This window comes from Agromyces sp. CCNWLW213, assembly GCF_037199545.1.
In the GTDB taxonomy this organism is placed as follows: Bacteria; Actinomycetota; Actinomycetes; order Actinomycetales; family Microbacteriaceae; genus Agromyces.
In genome coordinates, this window is the sequence record NZ_JBBBDX010000005.1 from 1 (window position 1) to 19,055 (window position 19,055).

Below are 19,055 nucleotides of genomic sequence, written 5' to 3' on the forward strand. Positions count from 1 at the left end.
CGCGGGCACGAGCCAGGCGATGCCCGCGAGGCGACGGATGCCGCGGCGCGGCGGGCGGGCAGGGCGGCCCGGCGGGGGGGGGGGGGGGGGGGGGGGAGAGAGAAGGGAGGGGAAGGGCCGCGGATGCCGCGGGCGCGTCAGTCCGCGGCGGTCGAGGGCTCGACGGCGCCGGTGTAGGCGGCGTAGGTGGTGTCGGCCGCACGGCGCGCGGTCGCAGCATCCGCCCCGCTCGCGATGTGCGCCTCGGCCCAGCGATCGGCGCTCAGTCGTTGGAAGCGCCGGCCCTCGTCGCCGAGCAGCCACTCCGCCGCGTTCTCGGGGCGGATCTCGCCGGTGGAGAGGTGCTGGCTGAGTCCGAGCAGTGCCCCGTCCCAGCCGAGGCCGGTGGCGCCCGGGCCGAACTGCTCCCACATCTCGGCGCCGATGTCGTCGGCGAGGGCGACGTGCTCGAGCTCCACGCGCGTGTGCTCGGCGTCGACCTGCGCGAGCCGCACGGTGAGCCAGGTGATCCCGCCTCCGAACTCCCACGTGACCGCGTACGAGTTCGGCGCGTCGCAGGACTCGACGGTGCCGCTCGCGTTGCCCTCCACGTGGTAGCGGCCGCCGAGGCGCAGGTCGCCCGTGACCGGCAGGAACCAGCGGGGGATGCGCTCGGCGGAGGTCACGGCCTCCCACACGTCGGAGAGCGGCGCCCGGTAGGTCTGCGCGATCGTCTGCACGTGGGTCGCGGCGCCGTCGCGCTCGCCGGCGGTGAGGGCGCGGTCGACCGCGTCGATCTGGGCGTCGATGTCCATGTCAGGTCTCCTTCGTCGATGAATCGGATGCCGCGAGCCGGCGTGCGCGCGCCGACCGGGCGAGCTCCGTGCCGAGCGCGTCGAGGCGCGGGCTCCAGAACCGCTCGAAGGGCGTGAACCACTCGGCGGCCTCCCGGATGGGCAGCGGGTCGAGCGCGTAGAGGCGTCGCGTGCCCTCGGAGCGCACGGTCGCGAAGCCCGCCTCGCGGAGCACGCGGAGGTGCTGCGACACCGCGGGCTGGCTGATGCCGAACTCGCCCTGCACGACGCGGCCCACCTCGCCCGCGGCGAGTTCGCCGTCGGCGAGGAGTTCGACGATGCGCCGGCGGACCGGATCGCCGAGGAGGTCGAGCGCGTGCATGCTCCTATGATTCAACTCTTACTTATATAAGTCAATAGTGAATCATGAGTCGCTCGTGGCCGAGTCGTACTCGGTCCGTCCGCCGACGATCGTGCGCAGCACGCGCGCCTCGAGCAGCGCCTCCTCGCCGAGCGCGAACGGGTCGCGGTCGATCACCGCGAAGTCCGCAGCGAGCCCGGGCGCGATCCGGCCTCGTGCCTCCTCCTCGCGGCACGAGTACGCCGCGTCGCGCGTGGCATGCCGGATCGCGTCGGCGAGCGTCACGGCGTACTCGGGGTGATTCGGCGGGAACGACGCGTCGAGCGCCGACCGCCGGGTGGCCGCGACGTACAGGTTGGGCAGCGCCTCGTGCGGCGCGGTGGGCGCATCGGTCGAGAACGCGAGCACTCCGCCCGCATCGGTGATCTCGGTCCACGGGAAGCCCCGGTCCGCCCGCTCGTCGCCGAGCATCGCCGCCCAGTTCGCCCAGATCGCGGGGTCGGCGTGCACGGGCTGCATCGATGCGACGACCCCGAGCCGGGCCAGCCGCGCGACATCCGCTCGCTCGACGTACTCGAGGTGCTCGAGTCGGTGCCGCCGGTCGCGGTCGCCGTTCACCGCCATGGCGTGCTCGAGGGCGTCGAGCGCGATGCCCGCGGCCGCGTCGCCGATGGCGTGCATGGCGACCTGCAGGCCGGCGGCGTCGGCGGCCGCGACCACCGGCTCCAGCGCCTCGAGCGGCCAGATCGGCTCGGCGTTCGATCCGTCGGCGTACGGATGCCGCAGGGCCGCGGTGCACGAGTCGATGACCCCGTCGAGCACGAGCTTGATGCCCGCGACGCGCAGGCCGGGGCAGCCGGCGTCGCGCGCGAGCTCGACCGCCCGGGCCACCTGCGCGAGGTCGTCGGCCTCGACGCCGGTGTGCCCGACGTACCAGTGCGCGACCACTCGGATCGGCAGGCGGCCCCCGCGCCGGGCCGCGGCTCGCCGGAACGCGTCGAGGGCCGCCTCGCCGAAGGCCATGTCGACGACCGTGGTGACGCCCGCCGCGAGGTAGGCGGCGATGGTGCGCTCCACCGCGGCGTCGCGATCGGCGTCGGTCGCCTGCGCCGACAGGTGGTCCCACGCGTACTGCTCGGCGGCGGTCTCGAAGAGCATGCCGTCGGGCTCGCCGGACGGGTCGCGGCCGATGCGGCCGCCGTGCGGGTCGGGAGTGTCGCGCATGACGCCCATCTCGGCGAGCGCGGCCGAGTTCACCCAGCACGAGTGGTAGTCGTTGGCGTCGAGGTACACCGGCACGTCGGCGACGACGGCGTCGAGCATCGCAGCGGTCGGCGCGCCGCCCGGCACCGAGTCGAACAGCCAGCCACGACCGCGCAGCCGGGGCGCCGCGGGGTCCGCGGCCCGGGCCGCGAGCACGCGCCGCTGGATCTCGTCGAGCGTGCGCGCGTCGGTGAGGCCGACCCGGGCGAGCGCCTGGCCCATGCCGACGAGGTGCGTGTGGGCGTCGACGAATCCGGGCACGACGAGCCGCCCGTCGAGGTCGACCACCTCGGTATCGGGACCCGCCTCGGCGAGCACGTCGTCGGCGTCGCCCGCCGCGACGACGACCCCGTCGCGGACGGCGAACGCCTCCACCCACTCCGGGGCGCCGGACCCCGTGAACACGCGTCCGTTCAGGTGCACGGTGGGGCGATCGGCTGTGGGATCGGTCACGGACGGACTCCTCGGGTTCGCGCACGGCGGCGTGCGGGTGGGGGACCGGGACGGCCGGGATCCCGGGGGCTCGGGGGCGGGGCGCCCTTGCCCCGCCAGTATGCCCGTGCGCGAGGGCGGGCGGGGCGACGCGGCGGCGACCGGCACGGGCTCGGCTCGCCGCGGCGGAGGCACCTCTCCGGCCGACGATTCACGGCGCATTCCCGGCGCTGCGCCCGGTCGCGCGCCGCCCGGCGGCGGTACCGTGACGGCAGGCCGATCACGGGAGGACGCATGTCGGAGCACGATCTTATCGCGGCGTGGCGGGCGAGCCGCTGGCACGTCATCGTGTCGCAGCTCGGGCCCACGATCCTGCTCACCCTGACGACGTGGTTCCTGCTCATCGGGCTGGACGAGGCCGAGCTCCCCGTGCGGCTGGCCGCGGCGGGCGTCCTCCTCGCCTCGGGCATCCTCGGCGCCGTCGCGCAGGTGAGCGCGGCCGACGAGGGCCTCGCGGTGGTCGAGGAGCTGCGCGCGCTCCCGGCCGCGACGCCGCTCGGCCGGAGGATCGCGGCATCCGCCCGCTGGATGCAGGTCGTGAAGTGGGTCACGCCGACGATCTTCGTGCTCATCTACCTCGCCCTGCTGTGGGCGATCTTCCTCGGCTGAGGCGCCGCGTCGCTGAGCGTTCGCCGAGCCGTCCTTCCCGGCCCGAGCGCGGCCCGATAGCGTGAGCAGCGACGCCCGACGGCGGGCGCGGAGGGAGACCAGTCGGATGGCCGCGTACGACGACATCATCGCCAACATCCCCATCTCGGAGCTCGCACGGCGCCTGGGCGTCGACGAGGGCACCACCCGACAGGCGGTCGACGAGGCGCTTCCCGCGCTGCTCGGCGGCATGGGCGCGAACGCGCAGGATCCCGCCGGCGCCGCCTCGCTCGAGCGTGCAGTCCAGCAGCATCCGCCCCAGCTGTTCGAGGGCGGCGTGAACCTCGACCAGGTCGACGAGCAGGACGGCGACAAGATCGTGCACAACGTGTTCGGCGACCGCACCGACCAGGTCGTGCAGAAGCTCGGCGCTTCGGGCGGTGCCGACCAGGGCATCATCCAGAAGCTGCTGCCGATCCTCGCGCCGATCGTGCTGAGCTTCCTCGCGAGCCAGTTCTCGAAGCGCCAGCAGAGCCCCGGGCAGGCGGATGCCGCGCCCGCGGGCGGCGGCGGGATCGGCGACATCCTCGGCGGCCTCCTGGGCGGCGGCGGCGGCGGCGGCGGTGCGGGCGGTGCCGGCGGCGGCATGCTGGGCGGCCTCGGCGACCTGCTCGGCGGACTCCTGGGCGGCGGCAAGCGCTGACGCGCACGGCCGTCGAGGCGAGCGGATGCCGCATCCGCTCGCCGCGCGCACCGCTGCGTAGACTGTCACGGTGCCTGTGAACCCCGAGCTGCAGGGGCGCGTGTTCGCGCCCACCGCGCCGTACCTCGTCGGCCGCGAGAAGGTGCGCGAGTTCGCGCGCGCCGTGTTCGCGTCGAACCCGGTCAACCTCGACGTCGACGCGGCCCGGGCCGCCGGCTACGACGACGTCGTCGCGCCGCCGACCTTCGCCGTGGTCGTGCAGGAGCACACGCTCGCGCAGCTCCTCGCCGAACCCGATGCGGGCATCGACTTCTCGCGCGTCGTGCACGGCGACCAGCGCTTCACCTCGTCGCGCCCGATCGTGGCCGGCGACGAGCTGACCGCGACGCTCACCGTGTCGGGCGTGAAGACGCTCGGCGCCCACTCGATGGTCACGGCCGAGTCCGTGATCACGGATGCCGCGGGCGCGCACGTCGTCACCGCGATCTCCACCCTCGTCGTGCGAGGAGACGACTGATGCCCGCCTCCGCCGTCCCCGACTTCGACGCCCTGGCCGTCGGCGAGGTCGTCGCCGAACGCGAGTTCCACCTCACGCGCGACGCGCTCGTCCGCTACGCGGGCGCCTCGGGCGACTTCAACCCGATCCACTACCGCGACGACGTCGCCGCGTCGGTCGGCCTTCCGGGCGTCCTCGCGCACGGCATGCTCACGATGGGCCTCGCCGTGCAGCCCGTGGTCGACTGGGCGGGCGACCCGGGTCGCGTCGCGGACTACCAGGTGCGCTTCACGCGTCCCGTCGTCGTCGACCCCGAGGCGGGCGCCGATGTCGGCGTCGTCGCCAAGGTGGGCCAGCTCGACTCCGAGGCGCGCACGGCCCGCATCGACCTCACCGTGACCTTCGAGGGCGCGACCGTGCTCGGCAAGGCGCAGGCGCGGGTGGTGCTCGCCTGACATGACCGACGCCGCCACGACGGAGGAGCACGGCATCCGCTTTGCCGACCTCACGACGCTGCGCGTGGGTGGGCCGATCGGCCGCCTCGTCACGGCGACGACGCCCGCTGGGCTCGTCGAGCTCGTGCGAGAGGCCGAGGCGTCGGGCGAGCCGTGGATGGTGCTCGGGGGCGGGTCGAACCTGCTCGTCGGCGAGGAGGGCTTCCCGGGCACGGTCGTGCGCATCGCGACGCGCGGCATCGACGTGCTCCCCGGCGACCGGGAGGGCACCGTGCGCCTGCGCGTGCAAGCCGGCGAGAACTGGGACGAGCTCGTCGCGCACACCGTCGTGCAGGGCTACTCGGGTCTCGAGGCGCTGTCGGGCATCCCCGGCTCGGTCGGCGCGTCGCCGGTGCAGAACATCGGCGCCTACGGGCAGGAGCTCGCCGACGCGCTCGTCGGGATCGAGTTCCTCGACGAGGGCGCCGCGGAGCCGCGCTTCATGGCCGCCGACGAGCTCGAGCTCGGCTACCGCACCTCGGTGCTGAAGCAGGGGCTCCGCGGGGTCGTCGTCTCGGTCGAGTTCGCCCTGCACGACACGACCGCCGAGCGCGAGGTGCTCGGCGAGGCCGTCGGGCGGCCGGTCGCGTATGCGCAGCTCGCCCAGGCGCTCGGCGTGCAGCTCGGCGACCGGGTGCCGGTCGCGCGCGTGCGCGAGGCGGTGCTCGCGCTGCGCTCGGGCAAGGGCATGGTGCTCGATCCGAACGACCCCGACTCCGTGAGCGCCGGGTCGTTCTTCACCAATCCCATCGTCTCCGAGCACGTCGCGCGCACCCTGCCCGCCGACGCCCCGCGCTGGTACGTCGAGCCCGACGAGCCCGACGAGGTGACGTTGCTCGCCGATCTCGAGGCGCGATCGCCGCTCGACGCCTTCCTCGAGCACCAGGCCGAGGTCGAGCGCGCCGAGCGGCGTGCCGAGGCCGAGCCCCGCGAACCGCTCGTCAAGCTCTCGGCCGCGTGGCTCATCGAGCACAGCGGCATCCGTCGCGGCTTCGCCCTGCCCGGTTCGCGCGCCGCGATCTCGACCAGGCACACGCTCGCGCTGACCAACCGCGGCGGCGCCTCGGCCGACGAGGTGGCGCAGCTCGCGCGATTCGTGCAGGGTCGGGTGCAGTCGGAGTTCGGCATCACGCTGCACCCCGAGCCCGTGCTCATCGGGCTCGAGCTCTAGGCCGCCGGCTCCGGGACCCGCTCCGCCCGCGCCGTCTCGGCGGCCCGTTCGGCGGTCGCGCTCGCGCCCCGGCGCCGCCGTCCGATCATCCCGACCACGGTCGGCAGGGCGACTCCCGCGACGAGCACCGCACTGCCGGCCAGTTCGAGCGCGTTCGGCACCTCGCCGAGCACGATCCAGGCCGCGCTGATGCCGACGGGCGGCACGAGCAGGGCGAACGGGACGACGATCGCCGCAGGGTACCGGCCGAGCAGGGCGTTCCAGATGCTGTAGCCGATGAGCGACGCGGCGATCGCCGTGAACGCGACCGACCCGATGGTCGGCCAGCCGATCGTGGCGAACGCCTCGCCGACGCTCGCGGGGCCGTCGATCGCGAGGCTCGCGAGGAGCGCCGGGACCGGCACGACGAGCGCCGACCAGACCACGATGCCGAGGCCGCTCGACGGCGGGGCGCTGCGGGCCACGACGTTGCCGACGCCCCAGCTGAGTGCGCCGGCCAGGCACAGGGCGAGCGGGCCGAGCGCTGCGAGTCCCGGGGCCGCGTCGAGGCGGCCGGCCGCGACGACGGCGAGCCCGGCGACGCCGATGACGGCGCCGGCGAGCTGGAGGCGCGTCGGGCGCTCGCGCAGGACCGCCGCGGCGATGCCGATCGTGAAGATCATCTGGGCCTGGAGCACGACCGGAGCGAGTCCGGCCGGCAGGCCGAGGTGCATCGCGGTGAAGACGAACGCGAACTGGCCGAGGCTCATGAACGCGCCGATCGCGAGGATGCTCCGCCACGGCATCGCGGGCCGCGGCACGATGAGCACGAGCGGGAACGCCACGGCCGCGAACCGGAGGGCGACGAGCACGAGCGGCGGCGTGTCCTGCAGGCCGAGGTCGATGGCGAGGAAGTTCACGCCCCAGATGACCGCGACGAGGAGGGCGAGGAGGCCGTGGCGGAGCGACATGCCTCCATCGTCCCGGCACTCGAACGTCCAGCACCAGTTCCGATTCGGACCGCGTTCCGGATAGCGTTGCTTCATGATCGATCCGCAGGGGCTGCGCGCGCTCGTCGGGGTGGCCCAGCACGGCACCGTCGCGGCCGCGGCATCCGCGCTCGGCTACACGCCGTCGGCGGTCTCGCAGCAGGTCAAGCGCCTCGAGGCGTCGCTCGGCACGGCACTGCTCGAACGTCGGGGGCGCGGCGTGCTGCTGACCGAACGCGGGCGAGTGGTCGCGGCCGAGGCCCGCACGGTGCTCGACGCCATGGAGCAGCTCGTGTCGGGCTCCGGCGGGGCGGGCGGGTACGCGCCCGTCCGCATCGCCTCGTTCTCCACCGCGACGCGCGGGCTGCTCGGTCCCGCGATGCGCGGGCTCCGTGCCGAGGGCGTGCGGGAGGTCACCGTCACGAGCGTCGACCCGTTCGACGCGCTCCTGCTCGTCGATCGGGGCGAGGTCGACCTCGCCCTCGTGCACGACTGGAACTCCGTCCCGCTCGTGCTCGCCGAGGGGCTGGTCCGCGAGCCCATCTGCCGCGACGAGGTCGACGTCGTGCTGTGGTCGTCGCATCCGCTCGCCGGCCGCGCGGAGCTCGACCGGCACGACCTCGTCGACGAGGCGTGGTCGAGCACGCCGCGCGGGGCGATCTGCCACGAGGCCCTGCTCCGCCTCTTCACCGATCTCGGCCGGGTGCCGCGCATCGTCGCCGAGGACCCCGACTTCGCGTCCCTCATCGAGCTCGCGCGCCAGGAGGTCGCGATCTGCCTCGTCCCGCGGCTCGGCCGCGGCGAGCTGCCCGAGGGCACGGTCGCGATCCCGATCGCCGATCGCAGCCAGGTCCGGCAGGTCTCCGTGGTGTCGCGCGCCGCGCGATCCGAGAGCCCGGCCATCCGCGCGGTCGTCGCGGAGCTCCGGCACGCGGCGGCCGGCCTCGTGGTCCGCTGACCCCCGCGACACGCCGCCCGCGGACGGTCAGTCCGCGTCGCGCTGCGCCAGGAGCTCGTCGCGGACCCGGCGGCGGAGGACCTTCCCGATCAGCGACCGCGGCAGCTCGTCGACCTCGACCACGCGCCTCGGCACCTTGTAGGGCGTGAGGCTCTCGCGGCAGAAGTCGCGCAGCGCGCCGGCGTCGAACACGGCGCCCTCGCGCAGCTCCACGGCGGCGGCGACCTCCTCGCCGCCCGCCTCCCTCGGCAGGCCGACCACGGCGGCGCCGCGGATGTCGGGATGGCCGAGCAGCACCCCCTCCACCTCGGACGGCGACACGTTGAAGCCGCCCGTGATGATCAGCTCCTTCAAACGGTCGACGATCGTCACGAAGCCGTCCTCGGAGACCCGCACGATGTCGCCCGTGCGCAGCCATCCGCCCGGCAGCAGCGTCTCGGCGGTCTCCGAGGGTCGCCGCCAGTAGCCCTCGAACACCTGCGGGCCGCGCAGCAGCAGCTCGCCCTCCTCGCCGAGGGCCAGGTCCTCCGACGGCCGGTCGGGATCGACGACGCGGATCTCGGTGCTCGGGAACGGCACGCCCACCGTGCCGGGCCGGCGGGTGGGGCCCATGGGATTGCCGATCGCGACGGGCGAGGACTCGGTCATGCCGTACCCCTCGACGAGGAGGCCGCCGGTCACGCTCTCCCACCGGTCGACCGTCGCGGGCGGCAGCGCCATGGCGCCCGAGATCGCGTACCGGATGCCGCGCAGCGGCGCCGTGCCCCGCTGCTCCCCGGCCCGGGCCAAGGCGTCGTAGATCGGCGGCACGGCCGGGAGGAACGTCGGCGGCGAGTGCTTCGCCGCCGCGAAGACGAGGTCGACGTCGAACTTGGGGAAGAGCACGAGCCGCGCGCCGAGGCTCATGGCGAACGTGAGGCAGAGGGTCATGCCGTAGGCGTGGAACAGCGGCAGCACGCCGAAGAAGACCTCTTCGCCGTCGCGGAGGCCGGGCACCCAGGCGCGTCCCTGCATGGCATTGGCCCGCAGGTTGCGGTGGCTCAGCACGGCGCCCTTCGGCACGCCCGTGGTCCCGCTCGTGTACTGCAGCAGCGCGGTGTCGCCGAGCGAGGGGCGCGGATGCCGCTTCGAGAGGGGACGCGAGTCCTGCACGTCGTCCCACGCGAGCACGCCCTTCGCGGTCGGCCGGGTCGTGAGCGCGGCCCGCGATGCGCGCGCGCGGGCGATGGGGAGGCGGAGCGCCAGGCGCTTCCCGAACGGCAGCTCGCGCGTGAGGTCGACCGCGATGATGCGGGCCGGGCGGATGTCCCGCGGGAAGTCCGCGACCGTGTCGGCGACCGCGTCCCAGACGATCGCCACGGTCGCTCCGTGGTCCTCGAACTGGTGGCGCAGCTCCGGCGCCGTGTACAGCGGGTTGTGCTCGACGACGACGGCGCCGAGCCGGAGGACGGCGTAGAACGCCACGACGTGCTGCGGGCAGTTGGGGAGCACGAGGCCGACCCGGTCCCCGGCGCGGACGCCCAGGCGACGGAGTCCCTCGGCCGCCCTCGCGACCTGCTCGCCGAGCTCGCGGTAGCTCGTCTCGGCACCGAAGAACTCGAGCGCGGTGCGGCGGCCGAACCTCGCGACGGCGTCGTCGATCAGGTCGACGAGCGTCTGCGTCGGCTCCTCGATGTCGTGCGGCACGCCCTCGGCGTAGTGGGCGAGCCAGGGGCGGTGGGCGTACGGGTGCATCGACTTCCCTCTCTCAGAACGGGCGCACGGCGGGCCGGTACACGTCGAGCCCGCCCCGTACGAGCCGGACCGTCGTGCGGTAGCCGGGCGCGGAGAGGTGGGCGGATGCCTCGGCCGGCCCCTCGAGCGCGAGCTCGCCGTCGTGCGCGAACCCGGGCGGCTGGCCGCGCCGCGGCCGGACGTCGACCGTGACCTCGGTCGCGGTGTAGGACTCCACGCGCTCCGGGAGGAGCCGCAGGCGGCGGAGCAGCCCCGCCGATCTGCGCCCGAACGCGAGCGAGGCGATCGCGCGCAGGCGCGACCCGGCGTGCAGGATGCGGACGTCGAGCAGCCCGTCGTCGAGGTACTGCCGTTGCAGCGGGGCGGGGGTGTCCCGGTCGTTCCGCCCGAGCCCGATGAACAGCGTCCACACCTGGGCGCGGAGCCCGTCGACCACGACCGTGGTCGGCTGCGCCCCGCTGAGGACTCGCTGGGCCGCCAGGAGGCCGGCGAGCCACTTGTCGCGCAGCCGCCGCTGCAGCAGCTCGCGCGCCTCGACGAAGTCGGGGTAGATGCCGACGGATGCCGCGTTGACGACCGTGACCGGGTCGGCATCGCCGAACGCGAGCTCGGCGACATCCGCCCGCACGCCCTCGCCGCGCTGCAGCGCGTCGACGGCGACCTCGGCGGACGGCACGCCGGCCGTGCGGGCGAAGTGGTTGAACGTGCCCCCGGGCACGACGAACAGGGGCAGGCCCGCCCGCCGGGCCTCGTGCGCTGCGGCCGCGACCGTGCCGTCGCCGCCGCAGACGCCCACGATGCGCGGAGGATCGGGACGCGCGAGCGCGTCCCGCAGCACCTCGCCGAGGTCCTCGTGCGGCTCGAGGATGCGGATCTCGGCGCCGGGGAGCCGCTCGCGGACCACGTCGAGCGGGTCCGCGCGCACGACGCTCGTGCCCGAGGAGCGGTTGACGACGAGGAACACGCCCGCGCCGTCCGGAGACGCCGGGAGCTGCCGATCGGCGCCGGCCGGCAGCGGCGGCGCCGGAGGGCCGGGGCGGGGGCGGATCGCCGCGGCACCGACCGCGGCGACGCCCGCGCCGAGCGCGATGCCGCCGACGACGTCGGAGATCCAGTGCGCGCCGACGTGCAGCCGCGAGTACGCGACTCCGAGTGCGACGGGCGCGAGCGCGGCGCCCACGCGCGGCGACTCCAGCGCGACCCCGGCCGCGAACGCGGTCGCGCTCGCCGAATGGCCCGACGGGAACGTGCGGCTCGACGGCTGCACGGGCAGCCGGCGCCCGATCGGGATGTCCTCGAGCGTGGGGCGGTCGCCGCCGAACACGCGCTTGGCGATGAGGTTGGTCAGCGCGCTCGCCGTGACGAGCGAGAGGATGCCGCGCGTCGCCGCCCGACGGCGGCCGACGACCGCGAGCACGCCCGCGACGGTGAACCACAGCACGCCCTTGTCGGCGAATCCGGTGAGGCGAGACCAGAAGCGGTCGACATGCGGATGCGAGTGCCGGCCGTTGACGCGGCGCGCGGCCGCGGCATCCGCTCGCTGGACCCAGCGCGGAAGGAGGCGCGCCCGACGCGCGGCAACCCGAACGCCGGCGACGACCCCCACGTCCCCAGCGTAGGGCCGCTCGACGGGTGCCGGCACCGCCGCGCCCCGATCAGAGGAGCCCGAGCTCCATCGCCCGCGTGACCGCGCGCGTGCGGTCGCCCACCTCGAGCTTCTCGAACACGTGGATGAGGTGCGTCTTCACCGTGGCTTCGCCGATGTGCAGCGTGCGGGCGATCTCGGGATTGGAACGTCCGTCGGCGACGTGCCGCAGCACCTCGAGCTCGCGCGGCGACAACGACGGGGCGGCCGGACCGGCCGTCGCCGAGCCGTGGCGCACCCGGCTCACGAGCTTCGCCGCGATCGAGGGCGCGAGCACCGTCTCGCCCGCGGCCACCGAGCGGATCCCGGCGAGGATCTCCTCCTGCGGTGCCGCCTTGAGGAGGTAGCCGCTCGCTCCGGCTTCGATCGCGGCCAGGATGTGGTCGTCGGTCTCGTAGGTCGTGAGGACGAGGACGCGCGTGCCGCTGCCCGCGTCCGCGACGATCCGCTCGGTCGCCGCGGCGCCGTCGAGGACGGGCATGCGCAGATCCATGAGCACGAGGTCGGGTCGCAGCTCGACGGCGAGCGCGACCGCCTCGGCGCCGTCGACCGCCTCGCCGACGACCTCGATGCCCGGCTCGGACTCGAGCAGTCCGACGATGCCCGATCGGACGATGGGATGGTCGTCGGCGACGACGACGCGGATCGGCCGGGCGCCGGCCTGGGGGTCGTGAAGGGTCATGCGCCCGCCTCCTCCGGGGTCGCAGGCGCCGGCCGCGCCGCGGCGCCCGTCATCGGCACGGTCACGCGCAGGACGGTCCCGCCGCGCTCGCCGGGCCCGAAGTCGACGCGTCCGCCGACGAGCGCGACGCGGTCGCGCATGCCCGCGAGTCCGAAGCCCGCGTCGCCGGGCACGACGTCCCCCGGCCCGACCCCGTCGTCGCGCACCTCGAGTGTCACGTCCTGCCGGTCGGCCGCGACCGTGACCGACGCATGCCCGGCGCGCGCGTGCTTGCGCACGTTCGCAAGCCCCTCCTGCGCGCAGCGCAGCAGCACCACCTCGATCTCGCGGTCGAGGCCGAGGTCGGCGGCATCGGTCGTCGCCGAGACCCGCACCCCGGTCTCGCGCTCGAACGCGGAGGCGAGCCGACGCAGCGCCTCGGGGAGCCCGGTCCCGGGGTCGACCGGCGCGAGCGAGGCGACCAGTCCGCGCGCCTCGGTGAGCGCCTCGCGCGCCATCTGCTCGATGAGCTCGACGTCGCCCCGAGCGGATGCCGCGGCCTCGCCCCCGACGCCGTCGAGGCGTCGCTCGACGCGCTGCGCGACCATCACGAGCCCGGTGAGGCTCTGCGCGATGGTGTCGTGGATCTCGCGCGCGACCCGGGCCCGCTCCTCGGCGACGCCCGCCTCGCGGTGCACCGCCGCGAGCTGCCCCTGTGCGGCCTGCAGTTCCTCGAGGAGGCGTGCGCGCTCCTCGCCGTACACGGCGATCCGGGTGACCCACAGCCCCAGCGCGATGCTGAAGCCGACCGAGAGCGCGGCCACCGCCGCGCCCGTCACCAGGCCGGCGGGCCACTCCCGGATGGCGTATCCGGCGACGATCGCGACGGCGATGAGCAGGTTCGCGACGATCGCGGCGCGGGTGGACGGCGAGGTCGACCAGACGAAGGGGTAGAGGAAGGCCTGCAGGATCGCGAACGACGGCTCGATCGCGGTCCCGACGGCGAGGATCACCGAGTAGGCGATCGCGACCGCGAGGTGCCGACGGGTCGTCGCGACCGGGACGCACCTGCGGCCCCAGCCGAGATGGACGAGCAGGAACGCCCCGGTGGTGGCCCAGGTCGCCTGGTCGTCGAGGCCGAACGGCGGGTCGAGCAGGCTGACCGCGACGATGACGACCGCGACGGCCACCGCCGCGGCATTCCACCACCGGACGTCCTGCATGCCGTCAGGCTCCCACAGCCGGCGTCACGCGTCGCGCCGGATCCAGCGGAAGGTGAGCCGGCTGAGCACGAGCCCCACGACGAGCCAGGCGAGCAGCACGACCGCGACCCAGCCGAGGTCCCACGACTCGTTCTGCTCGAGCACCGCGAAGTCCTCGGGCAGGAACACGGCGCGCATGCCCTGCGCCATCCACTTGAGCGGGAACACGCTCGCGAGGTTCTGCATCCATTCGGGCAGGGCGTAGAACTGCAGGTAGACGCCCGAGATGAACTGCAGCACGAGCAGGATCGGGATGACGACCGCGGCGGCCGACTTGCCGGAGCGCGGCACCGACGAGAGCGCGATGCCGAGCAGGGCCGACGTGGCGACGCCGAGCACGAACACCCAGGCGAAGGTCACCCACTTCTCGGGCTCGGTCGGCAACGCGATGCCGAAGAGGGTCGCCGCGGCGAGGAGCAGCAGGCCGGCCTGCAGGAGGCCGGTCACGAACACCTGGCCGAACTTGCCGAGGAAGTACGACACCGGCGAGAGCGGTGTCCCGCCGAGGCGCTTCAGCGTGCCGTCCGACTTCTCCATCGCGATGTCGATGGCGAGGTTCTGCACGCCCGAGAGCAGCATGCCCGCCGCGAGCAGGCCGGGCAGGTAGTACGCCCCGACCGAGATGCCCTCGGATCCGGGTCCCGCCTGGATGTCGCCCGACGAGCTGAACGCGGCCGTGAAGATGCCGAGCATGATGAACGGGAACAGGAAGGTGAAGAACACGGCGTCCGGCGTGCGGAAGTAGCCGCGGACCTCGTAGCCGACGCGGGCGATGCCGAGGGCGAGGCGTCCGGGCCGCGCGCCCCGTGCCCGGCGCGTGTCGGCTGCACCCGAGCGGATGCCGCGGTCGGTGCCGGCCGGGGCGGGAGTGGTCGTGGTGCTCATGCGAGCGCCTCCTCGTCGTCGAGGGCGACGGCTCCGGCCGTGCCCACCAGGCCCAGGTAGATGTCCTCGAGGCTCGGGCGGATGACCTCGAGACCCTCGGGTTCGCCGTGCTCGGGGGCGACGGCGCCGTCCTGAGCCGGTCGGAGCGATGCCACGAGCTCCGCCGGTCGCTCCGTGCGCACCTCGTGCCGCACGCCGTCCTGGTCGCGCCAGCGCACGATCGGCACGCGCGCCTCGGCACCGCCGAGCTCGCCGATCGGCGCCACCTCGACGAGCCGCCCGCCGACGATGACGCCGGCGCGATCACCCAGCTGCGCGGCTTCGTCGAGGTAGTGGGTCGTGAGCAGGATGGTGGTGCCCTCCTGCTTGAGGGCCCGGACCAGGGTCCAGAACTCCCGCCGCGCCTCGGGGTCGAACCCCGTCGTCGGCTCGTCGAGGAAGAGCAGCTCGGGACGGCCGATGATGCCGAGCGCGACATCCACCCGCCGCCGCTGCCCGCCGGAGAGCTTGGCGATGCGCGTGCGCGCCTTCGCCTCGAGCCCGACCGAGGCGATGACCTCGTCGACGTCGCGGGGGTTCGGGTAGAAGCGGGCGAAGTGCGCGAGCTGCTCGCGCACGGTGTAGCGCCCGGGCTCCGAGGCCGACTGCAGCACGATGCCGATGCGCGACTTCCAGTCGAGTCCGCCGTGCGCGGGGTCGAGGCCGAGGACGCTCACCTCGCCGGCCGTGCGGAGCCGGTAGCCCTCGAGGACCTCGATCGTCGTCGACTTGCCCGCTCCGTTCGGTCCGAGCAGCGCGAACGTCTCGCCGCGCGCGATGTCGAGGTCGATGCCGTCGACGGCGGCGATGCCGCCGTAGTCCTTGCGGAGGCCGCGGATGCGGATCGCGGGGGCCTCCGGTGTTGCGGTCTGGTCCATGGTTCCGAGCCTGCCCGCCCGCGGGCGGGCGCACCAGCCGTGATCCGGTCGATTCCGTGCTCAACCGATCGGTGGATGCCGCGTCCGTCAGTCGGACGGCGGAGTCGGGAGTCCCGCGAGGCGGCGCTCGAGGAAGCGCCGCTCGGGTGCGGTGGGGGCGAGGGCGAGCGCCTCGCGGTAGTGCGCGGCCGCGGCGTCCGTCTCGCCGAGGCGGCGCAGCAGGTCCGCCCGCGCGGCCGGCAGCAGGTGGTAGCCGTCGAGGCGTCCGGATGCCGCGACTCGGGCCAGTTCGTCGAGCCCGACCTGCGGGCCGAACGCCAGGCCGTGCGCGATCGCCCGGTTGAGCGCGACCACGGGGGAATCGACGAGGGCCGCGAGGGCGTCGTAGTGCGCCGCGATCGCCGGCCAGTCCGTGTCGTCGGCGTGGCGGGCGCGCGCGTGCACCGCCTGGATCTCCGCCTGCAGGCGGTACGGGCCCGGGCCGGCCGGCGGCGCTCCGTCGGCGAGCAGCGCGAGTCCCTCGGCCACCCGGGCGGCATCCCACCGCGACCGGTCCTGCTCCGGCAGCGGCACGAGGTCGCCAGCGGCATCCGCCCGGGCGCCCGAGCGGGCGTGCTGGAGCAGCAGCATCGCGAGCAGCGACCGCGCCTCGTCCGACTCGGGCATGAGCGCGACGACCATGCGCGAGAGCCTGATGGCCTCGAGCGCGAGGTCGACGCGCTGGAGCGCGTCCCCGCGGGAGGCGAGGTAGCCCTCGTTCGCGATGAGGTAGAGCACCGCGAGCACGCCGTCGAGCCGCTCGGGGAGCAGGTCGGCGGTGGGCACCCGGTACGGGATGGCGGCGTTGCGGATCTTCGCCTTCGCCCGGGAGATGCGCTGGCCCATCGTCGCCTCGGGCACGAGGAACGCCCGCGCGATCTCGCGGGTCTCGAGCCCGCCGACGACGCGCAGGGTGAGCGCGACCCGCGCGTCCAATGGGAGTGCCGGGTGGGCGCACGTGAACACGAGGCGCAGCCGGTCGTCCCAGTCGGGCCGGTCGTCGGCGACGACATCGCCGGGGTCCGGTGCGCCCGCCGCACGCCCCGTGACGCGCTCGACCTCGGCCCACTCGCGCACCTTCTCGGCCTCGACCCCGCGGCGTCGCAACCGGTCGAGGGCCGCGTTGCGGCCGGCCGTCGTGAGCCAGGCCCCGGGATTGCGCGGCACGCCGTCGCGAGGCCAGGTGACCGCGGCGCGCTCGAACGCGCCGGCCGCCGCCTCCTCGGCGACGTCCCAGTCGCCCGTGACGCGGATCAGCGTCGCGACGACCCGCGCCCAGTCCGACGAGTACGCCTCGCGCAGGGCGGCGGCGACGGATGGCGCGGGCGACCCGGGGCCGCCGGCGCCATCCGTCGCACCGCCCGTCGCGCGGCTCAGAGGGGCGCCCCCGCGAGCGCCTCGGTCGCCGCGGGCTCGAGTCGCACGCCGCGCTCGGCGGACTCGCGCTCGGCGCGCGCGACATGGTCGTCGTGCACGTCGAAGGGCCACAGCGGCCGCAACTCGATCGCCCCGCCGCGCGCCATGGGGTGCTTGGCGGCGACCTCGATCGCCTCCGAGAGGTCGCGCACCTCGACGAGGTCGAAGCCCGCGACCCATTCCTTCGCCTCGGCGAAGCCGCCGTCGGTCACGAGCACCTCGCCATGGCGGCGCCGCACGAACGTCGCATCCGCCGGCGGGCGGAGCACCTCGCCGAAGAGCCGGACGCCACGGCCGTCCATCTCGTCGACCCACGCCTCGGGATCGTCGTCGCTCCCGGACTCCGATCCGCCGCCCTGCTCGGCGACCACGAGCATGAGGTACCGGCGCCCGGCGGCGGGGCGCTCGGCGAAGCCGTCGGGGACGACGCGCGAGGCCGGGTCGGCGCCGGGCCACTGCACGAACGGACGGATCTCCACCCGTGCGAACGTGGCGGCCGGGTGCTTCGAGGCGATCTCGATCGCCTCGTCCAGGTCCCGGGCATCGATGACGTCGAAGCCGCCGATCGCCTCCTTCGATTCGCTGAACGGGCCGTCGACGACGAGCACCTCGCCTCCGCGCACGCGCACGGTGGTGGCGTCCTGCTCGGGCCGGAGCCGTTCGCCGTACTCCGACACCCCGCGCCTCGTCAGGTCGTCGACCCACTCGCCGATGCGGTCCTCCTCGGGCACGTACGGCACGGCGTCGTCGCCCTCGGCGTAGAACAGTGCGTATTCCATTGCGGCGTCCTCTCTCTCGGTCACGCTACGCAGGTACGACGAACAGGGGAACCCGTTCTCGACACCGTGGACGAAGCATCCGGGAAGGCATGTTCCACCGGTCGGGCCCGGACCACCGGTCCGGACGGATCTGGCGGGTACCCGGGCGGCCGCCAACCGCGACGACCGACGCGACCGTGGCGGCGACGATCCGTCGTGGACGCGGCGCGAGGACGAGGGCCGAGCTCAGGCCCCGACGAGCAGGTGCGGGTGCTGCGCCTCGACCACGTTCGGGTGCGCGCGGAGCCGGCTCTTCAGCCAGTTCTCGCCGAAGACCGCATGCAGCGGGTTCGCCGGGTCCCGGGTGACGCCGGCCGCCTCGGCTGCGAGGGCGGGCGGCAGGTCGATGGTCGGGATCGTCGCATCGAGCGCGGGGCCGTGGAAGTAGGGGATCGAGATGCGCTCGGTGCCGGGCGCGGGGGAGACGACCCGGTGCAGCGTCGCCTTGAGGTAGCCGCCCGTCGCGATCTCGAGGAGCTCGCCGATGTTCACGACGAACGCGCCCGCCGGCGGCGTCACGTCGATCCACTCGCCGTCCTTCTCGACCTGCAGGCCCGCCTTGCCCTCCTCGACGGAGAGCAGCGTGAGCACGCCGAGGTCCTTGTGCGCGCCCACGCCCTGGGCGGGCTGCTCGGCCTCGACGCCCGGGTACCGGGCGATCTTCATGTAGGGCGACGGGTTCCGGAACGCGGCGTCGAACGTGTCGGCGGGCGCGCCGAGCGCCTCGGCCCACGCGCGCAGCAGGCGCGAGCTCACCTCGTCGAGGCGCGCGATCCACTCCTCGGCGACCTCGCGAAGCTCGGGCAGTGCCGCCGGCCACAGGTTCGGTCCCTGCAGGATCCAGTAGTCGGGGGTGTCGGGGCCGAGCTCGACGGCCGGGCGCTCCGCGCCGATGTCGATCTGCTCGCGGATGTCGACGCGGCCGAGGGTGCGCTCGCCGCCCATGCGCGTGTAGCCGCGGAAATGCGGGCTCGTGACGTTCTCGATCGCGAGCTTGTGCGACTCGGGCAGGGCGAAGAACGCCCGCGCCACCTCGTACGCGCGGTCGATGAGCTCGGCCGGAACGCCGTGTCCCACGAGCGAGAAGAAGCCGACCTCGTGGGTCGCACGGCGCAGGTCGTCGCGGAACCGCGCCTGCTGCTCCGAGGTGCCGTTGAGGAGGGAGAGATCGAGGACGGGGATGCCGGACATGTGCTGGTCCTTTCGAGGGGTGCCGGGATGGGTGCGCCGACGGTGAGGCGGCCCCGGCATCCTTCGACGTCGGCTCGTGGCATCCGTTTCGATGGCGGTGCCTCGAAGAGCGGATGCCGCGGAGCTGACGCGGACGCGTCGGATGCGGCGTGAGCACGGGGGCTGCGGTCGGCGGCGCGGAGGAATCGCGCCCTGGGATCGTCGGGGAGACGATCGCCTA

Annotated in this window: 19 protein-coding genes; 6 read left to right on the top strand and 13 right to left on the bottom strand. The window is 74.5% G+C overall.

Annotated features, from left to right (window positions below):
- Nucleotides 1–137: 137 nt before the first annotated feature.
- From WBQ80_RS10990 to WBQ80_RS11000, 3 genes are read right to left on the bottom strand one after another with little or no spacing between them, the layout of a single operon-like run.
- A complete protein-coding gene (locus WBQ80_RS10990; protein WP_336572717.1) occupies nt 138–794 on the bottom strand; it encodes an SRPBCC domain-containing protein in 657 nt (218 codons plus the stop codon).
- A gap of 1 nt (nt 795) precedes the next feature.
- Nucleotides 796–1,155, bottom strand: a complete 360-nt coding sequence (locus tag WBQ80_RS10995; protein WP_336572716.1) for an ArsR/SmtB family transcription factor — start codon at nt 1,153–1,155, stop codon at nt 796–798.
- Between the two features lie 42 nt (nt 1,156–1,197).
- A complete protein-coding gene (locus WBQ80_RS11000; protein WP_336572715.1) occupies nt 1,198–2,850 on the bottom strand; it encodes an amidohydrolase in 1,653 nt (550 codons plus the stop codon).
- Nucleotides 2,851–3,123: 273 nt separating this feature from the next.
- Between WBQ80_RS11000 and WBQ80_RS11005 the strand changes: the two genes are divergently transcribed.
- The 5 genes from WBQ80_RS11005 (at nt 3,124) to WBQ80_RS11025 (ending at nt 6,341) form a co-directional block, all read left to right on the top strand.
- Nucleotides 3,124–3,498 (top strand): hypothetical protein, encoded by a 375-nt coding sequence (locus tag WBQ80_RS11005; protein ID WP_336572714.1) that lies wholly within the window; start codon nt 3,124–3,126, stop codon nt 3,496–3,498.
- Nucleotides 3,499–3,604: 106 nt separating this feature from the next.
- Nucleotides 3,605–4,180 (top strand): DUF937 domain-containing protein, encoded by a 576-nt coding sequence (locus WBQ80_RS11010; RefSeq protein ID WP_336572713.1) that lies wholly within the window; start codon nt 3,605–3,607, stop codon nt 4,178–4,180.
- 70 nt (nt 4,181–4,250) lie between these two features.
- Nucleotides 4,251–4,697 carry an FAS1-like dehydratase domain-containing protein gene (locus WBQ80_RS11015; RefSeq protein ID WP_336572712.1) on the top strand — a complete coding sequence of 149 codons (447 nt, stop codon included), beginning with the start codon at nt 4,251–4,253 and terminating at the stop codon, nt 4,695–4,697.
- Nucleotides 4,697–5,131: a MaoC family dehydratase gene (locus WBQ80_RS11020; RefSeq protein WP_336572711.1), complete on the top strand. Its 435-nt coding sequence runs from the start codon at nt 4,697–4,699 to the stop codon at nt 5,129–5,131. The genes WBQ80_RS11015 and WBQ80_RS11020 overlap by 1 nt, the downstream gene beginning before the upstream one ends.
- A 1-nt stretch (nt 5,132) precedes the next feature.
- Nucleotides 5,133–6,341, top strand: a complete 1,209-nt coding sequence (locus WBQ80_RS11025; RefSeq protein WP_336572710.1) for a UDP-N-acetylmuramate dehydrogenase — start codon at nt 5,133–5,135, stop codon at nt 6,339–6,341.
- On the opposite strand, the gene WBQ80_RS11030 is transcribed toward WBQ80_RS11025, so the two are convergent.
- A complete protein-coding gene (locus WBQ80_RS11030) occupies nt 6,338–7,291 on the bottom strand; it encodes an EamA family transporter (protein ID WP_336572709.1) in 954 nt (317 codons plus the stop codon). The genes WBQ80_RS11025 and WBQ80_RS11030 overlap by 4 nt on opposite strands.
- 73 nt (nt 7,292–7,364) lie before the next feature.
- Here WBQ80_RS11030 and WBQ80_RS11035 point away from each other — a divergent pair, with 73 nt between their 5' ends.
- On the top strand, nt 7,365–8,267 hold the full coding sequence (locus WBQ80_RS11035) for a LysR family transcriptional regulator (RefSeq protein ID WP_336572708.1): 903 nt from the start codon (nt 7,365–7,367) through the stop codon (nt 8,265–8,267).
- A gap of 27 nt (nt 8,268–8,294) precedes the next feature.
- On the opposite strand, the gene WBQ80_RS11040 is transcribed toward WBQ80_RS11035, so the two are convergent.
- The 9 genes from WBQ80_RS11040 to WBQ80_RS11080 all read right to left on the bottom strand — a co-directional run bounded on the left by WBQ80_RS11040 (nt 8,295) and on the right by WBQ80_RS11080 (nt 18,835).
- A complete protein-coding gene (locus WBQ80_RS11040) occupies nt 8,295–10,001 on the bottom strand; it encodes a long-chain-fatty-acid--CoA ligase (RefSeq protein WP_336572707.1) in 1,707 nt (568 codons plus the stop codon).
- Between the two features lie 13 nt (nt 10,002–10,014).
- Nucleotides 10,015–11,607 carry a phosphatase PAP2 family protein gene (locus WBQ80_RS11045; RefSeq protein ID WP_336572706.1) on the bottom strand — a complete coding sequence of 531 codons (1,593 nt, stop codon included), beginning with the start codon at nt 11,605–11,607 and terminating at the stop codon, nt 10,015–10,017.
- A gap of 49 nt (nt 11,608–11,656) precedes the next feature.
- The gene (locus tag WBQ80_RS11050; protein WP_336572705.1) at nt 11,657–12,328 is read right to left on the bottom strand and encodes a response regulator transcription factor; all 672 of its coding nucleotides are present in this window, start codon (nt 12,326–12,328) and stop codon (nt 11,657–11,659) included.
- Nucleotides 12,325–13,530, bottom strand: coding sequence for a sensor histidine kinase (locus tag WBQ80_RS11055; RefSeq protein ID WP_336572704.1), 1,206 nt, complete (start codon nt 13,528–13,530; stop codon nt 12,325–12,327). The genes WBQ80_RS11050 and WBQ80_RS11055 overlap by 4 nt, the downstream gene beginning before the upstream one ends.
- Nucleotides 13,531–13,554: 24 nt before the next feature.
- Nucleotides 13,555–14,454: an ABC transporter permease gene (locus tag WBQ80_RS11060; protein ID WP_336572703.1), complete on the bottom strand. Its 900-nt coding sequence runs from the start codon at nt 14,452–14,454 to the stop codon at nt 13,555–13,557.
- Nucleotides 14,451–15,371, bottom strand: a complete 921-nt coding sequence (locus tag WBQ80_RS11065) for an ABC transporter ATP-binding protein (RefSeq protein ID WP_337282555.1) — start codon at nt 15,369–15,371, stop codon at nt 14,451–14,453. Before WBQ80_RS11065 ends, WBQ80_RS11060 begins: the two co-directional genes overlap by 4 nt.
- Before the next feature lie 87 nt (nt 15,372–15,458).
- Entirely contained in the window at nt 15,459–16,898 is a 1,440-nt protein-coding gene (locus WBQ80_RS11070) for an RNA polymerase sigma factor (RefSeq protein WP_337282556.1), read from the bottom strand.
- Nucleotides 16,784–17,605, bottom strand: coding sequence for a YciI family protein (locus WBQ80_RS11075; RefSeq protein ID WP_336573259.1), 822 nt, complete (start codon nt 17,603–17,605; stop codon nt 16,784–16,786). The genes WBQ80_RS11070 and WBQ80_RS11075 overlap by 115 nt, the downstream gene beginning before the upstream one ends.
- A gap of 225 nt (nt 17,606–17,830) precedes the next feature.
- The gene (locus WBQ80_RS11080; RefSeq protein WP_336573258.1) at nt 17,831–18,835 is read right to left on the bottom strand and encodes an isopenicillin N synthase family dioxygenase; all 1,005 of its coding nucleotides are present in this window, start codon (nt 18,833–18,835) and stop codon (nt 17,831–17,833) included.
- Nucleotides 18,836–19,055: the final 220 nt, after the last annotated feature.

Coding starts and splice junctions, on each gene's coding strand:
- WBQ80_RS11010 (WP_336572713.1), top strand. CDS start 3,605: ATGGCCGCGTACGACGACATCATCGCCAACATCCCCATCTCGGAGCTC.
- WBQ80_RS11035 (WP_336572708.1), top strand. CDS start 7,365: ATGATCGATCCGCAGGGGCTGCGCGCGCTCGTCGGGGTGGCCCAGCAC.
- WBQ80_RS11075 (WP_336573259.1), bottom strand. CDS start 17,605: ATGGAATACGCACTGTTCTACGCCGAGGGCGACGACGCCGTGCCGTAC.
- WBQ80_RS10990 (WP_336572717.1), bottom strand. CDS start 794: ATGGACATCGACGCCCAGATCGACGCGGTCGACCGCGCCCTCACCGCC.
- WBQ80_RS11060 (WP_336572703.1), bottom strand. CDS start 14,454: ATGAGCACCACGACCACTCCCGCCCCGGCCGGCACCGACCGCGGCATC.
- WBQ80_RS11040 (WP_336572707.1), bottom strand. CDS start 10,001: ATGCACCCGTACGCCCACCGCCCCTGGCTCGCCCACTACGCCGAGGGC.
- WBQ80_RS11065 (WP_337282555.1), bottom strand. CDS start 15,371: ATGGACCAGACCGCAACACCGGAGGCCCCCGCGATCCGCATCCGCGGC.
- WBQ80_RS11050 (WP_336572705.1), bottom strand. CDS start 12,328: ATGACCCTTCACGACCCCCAGGCCGGCGCCCGGCCGATCCGCGTCGTC.
- WBQ80_RS11080 (WP_336573258.1), bottom strand. CDS start 18,835: ATGTCCGGCATCCCCGTCCTCGATCTCTCCCTCCTCAACGGCACCTCG.
- WBQ80_RS11055 (WP_336572704.1), bottom strand. CDS start 13,530: ATGCAGGACGTCCGGTGGTGGAATGCCGCGGCGGTGGCCGTCGCGGTC.
- WBQ80_RS11025 (WP_336572710.1), top strand. CDS start 5,133: ATGACCGACGCCGCCACGACGGAGGAGCACGGCATCCGCTTTGCCGAC.
- WBQ80_RS11020 (WP_336572711.1), top strand. CDS start 4,697: ATGCCCGCCTCCGCCGTCCCCGACTTCGACGCCCTGGCCGTCGGCGAG.
- WBQ80_RS10995 (WP_336572716.1), bottom strand. CDS start 1,155: ATGCACGCGCTCGACCTCCTCGGCGATCCGGTCCGCCGGCGCATCGTC.
- WBQ80_RS11005 (WP_336572714.1), top strand. CDS start 3,124: ATGTCGGAGCACGATCTTATCGCGGCGTGGCGGGCGAGCCGCTGGCAC.
- WBQ80_RS11030 (WP_336572709.1), bottom strand. CDS start 7,291: ATGTCGCTCCGCCACGGCCTCCTCGCCCTCCTCGTCGCGGTCATCTGG.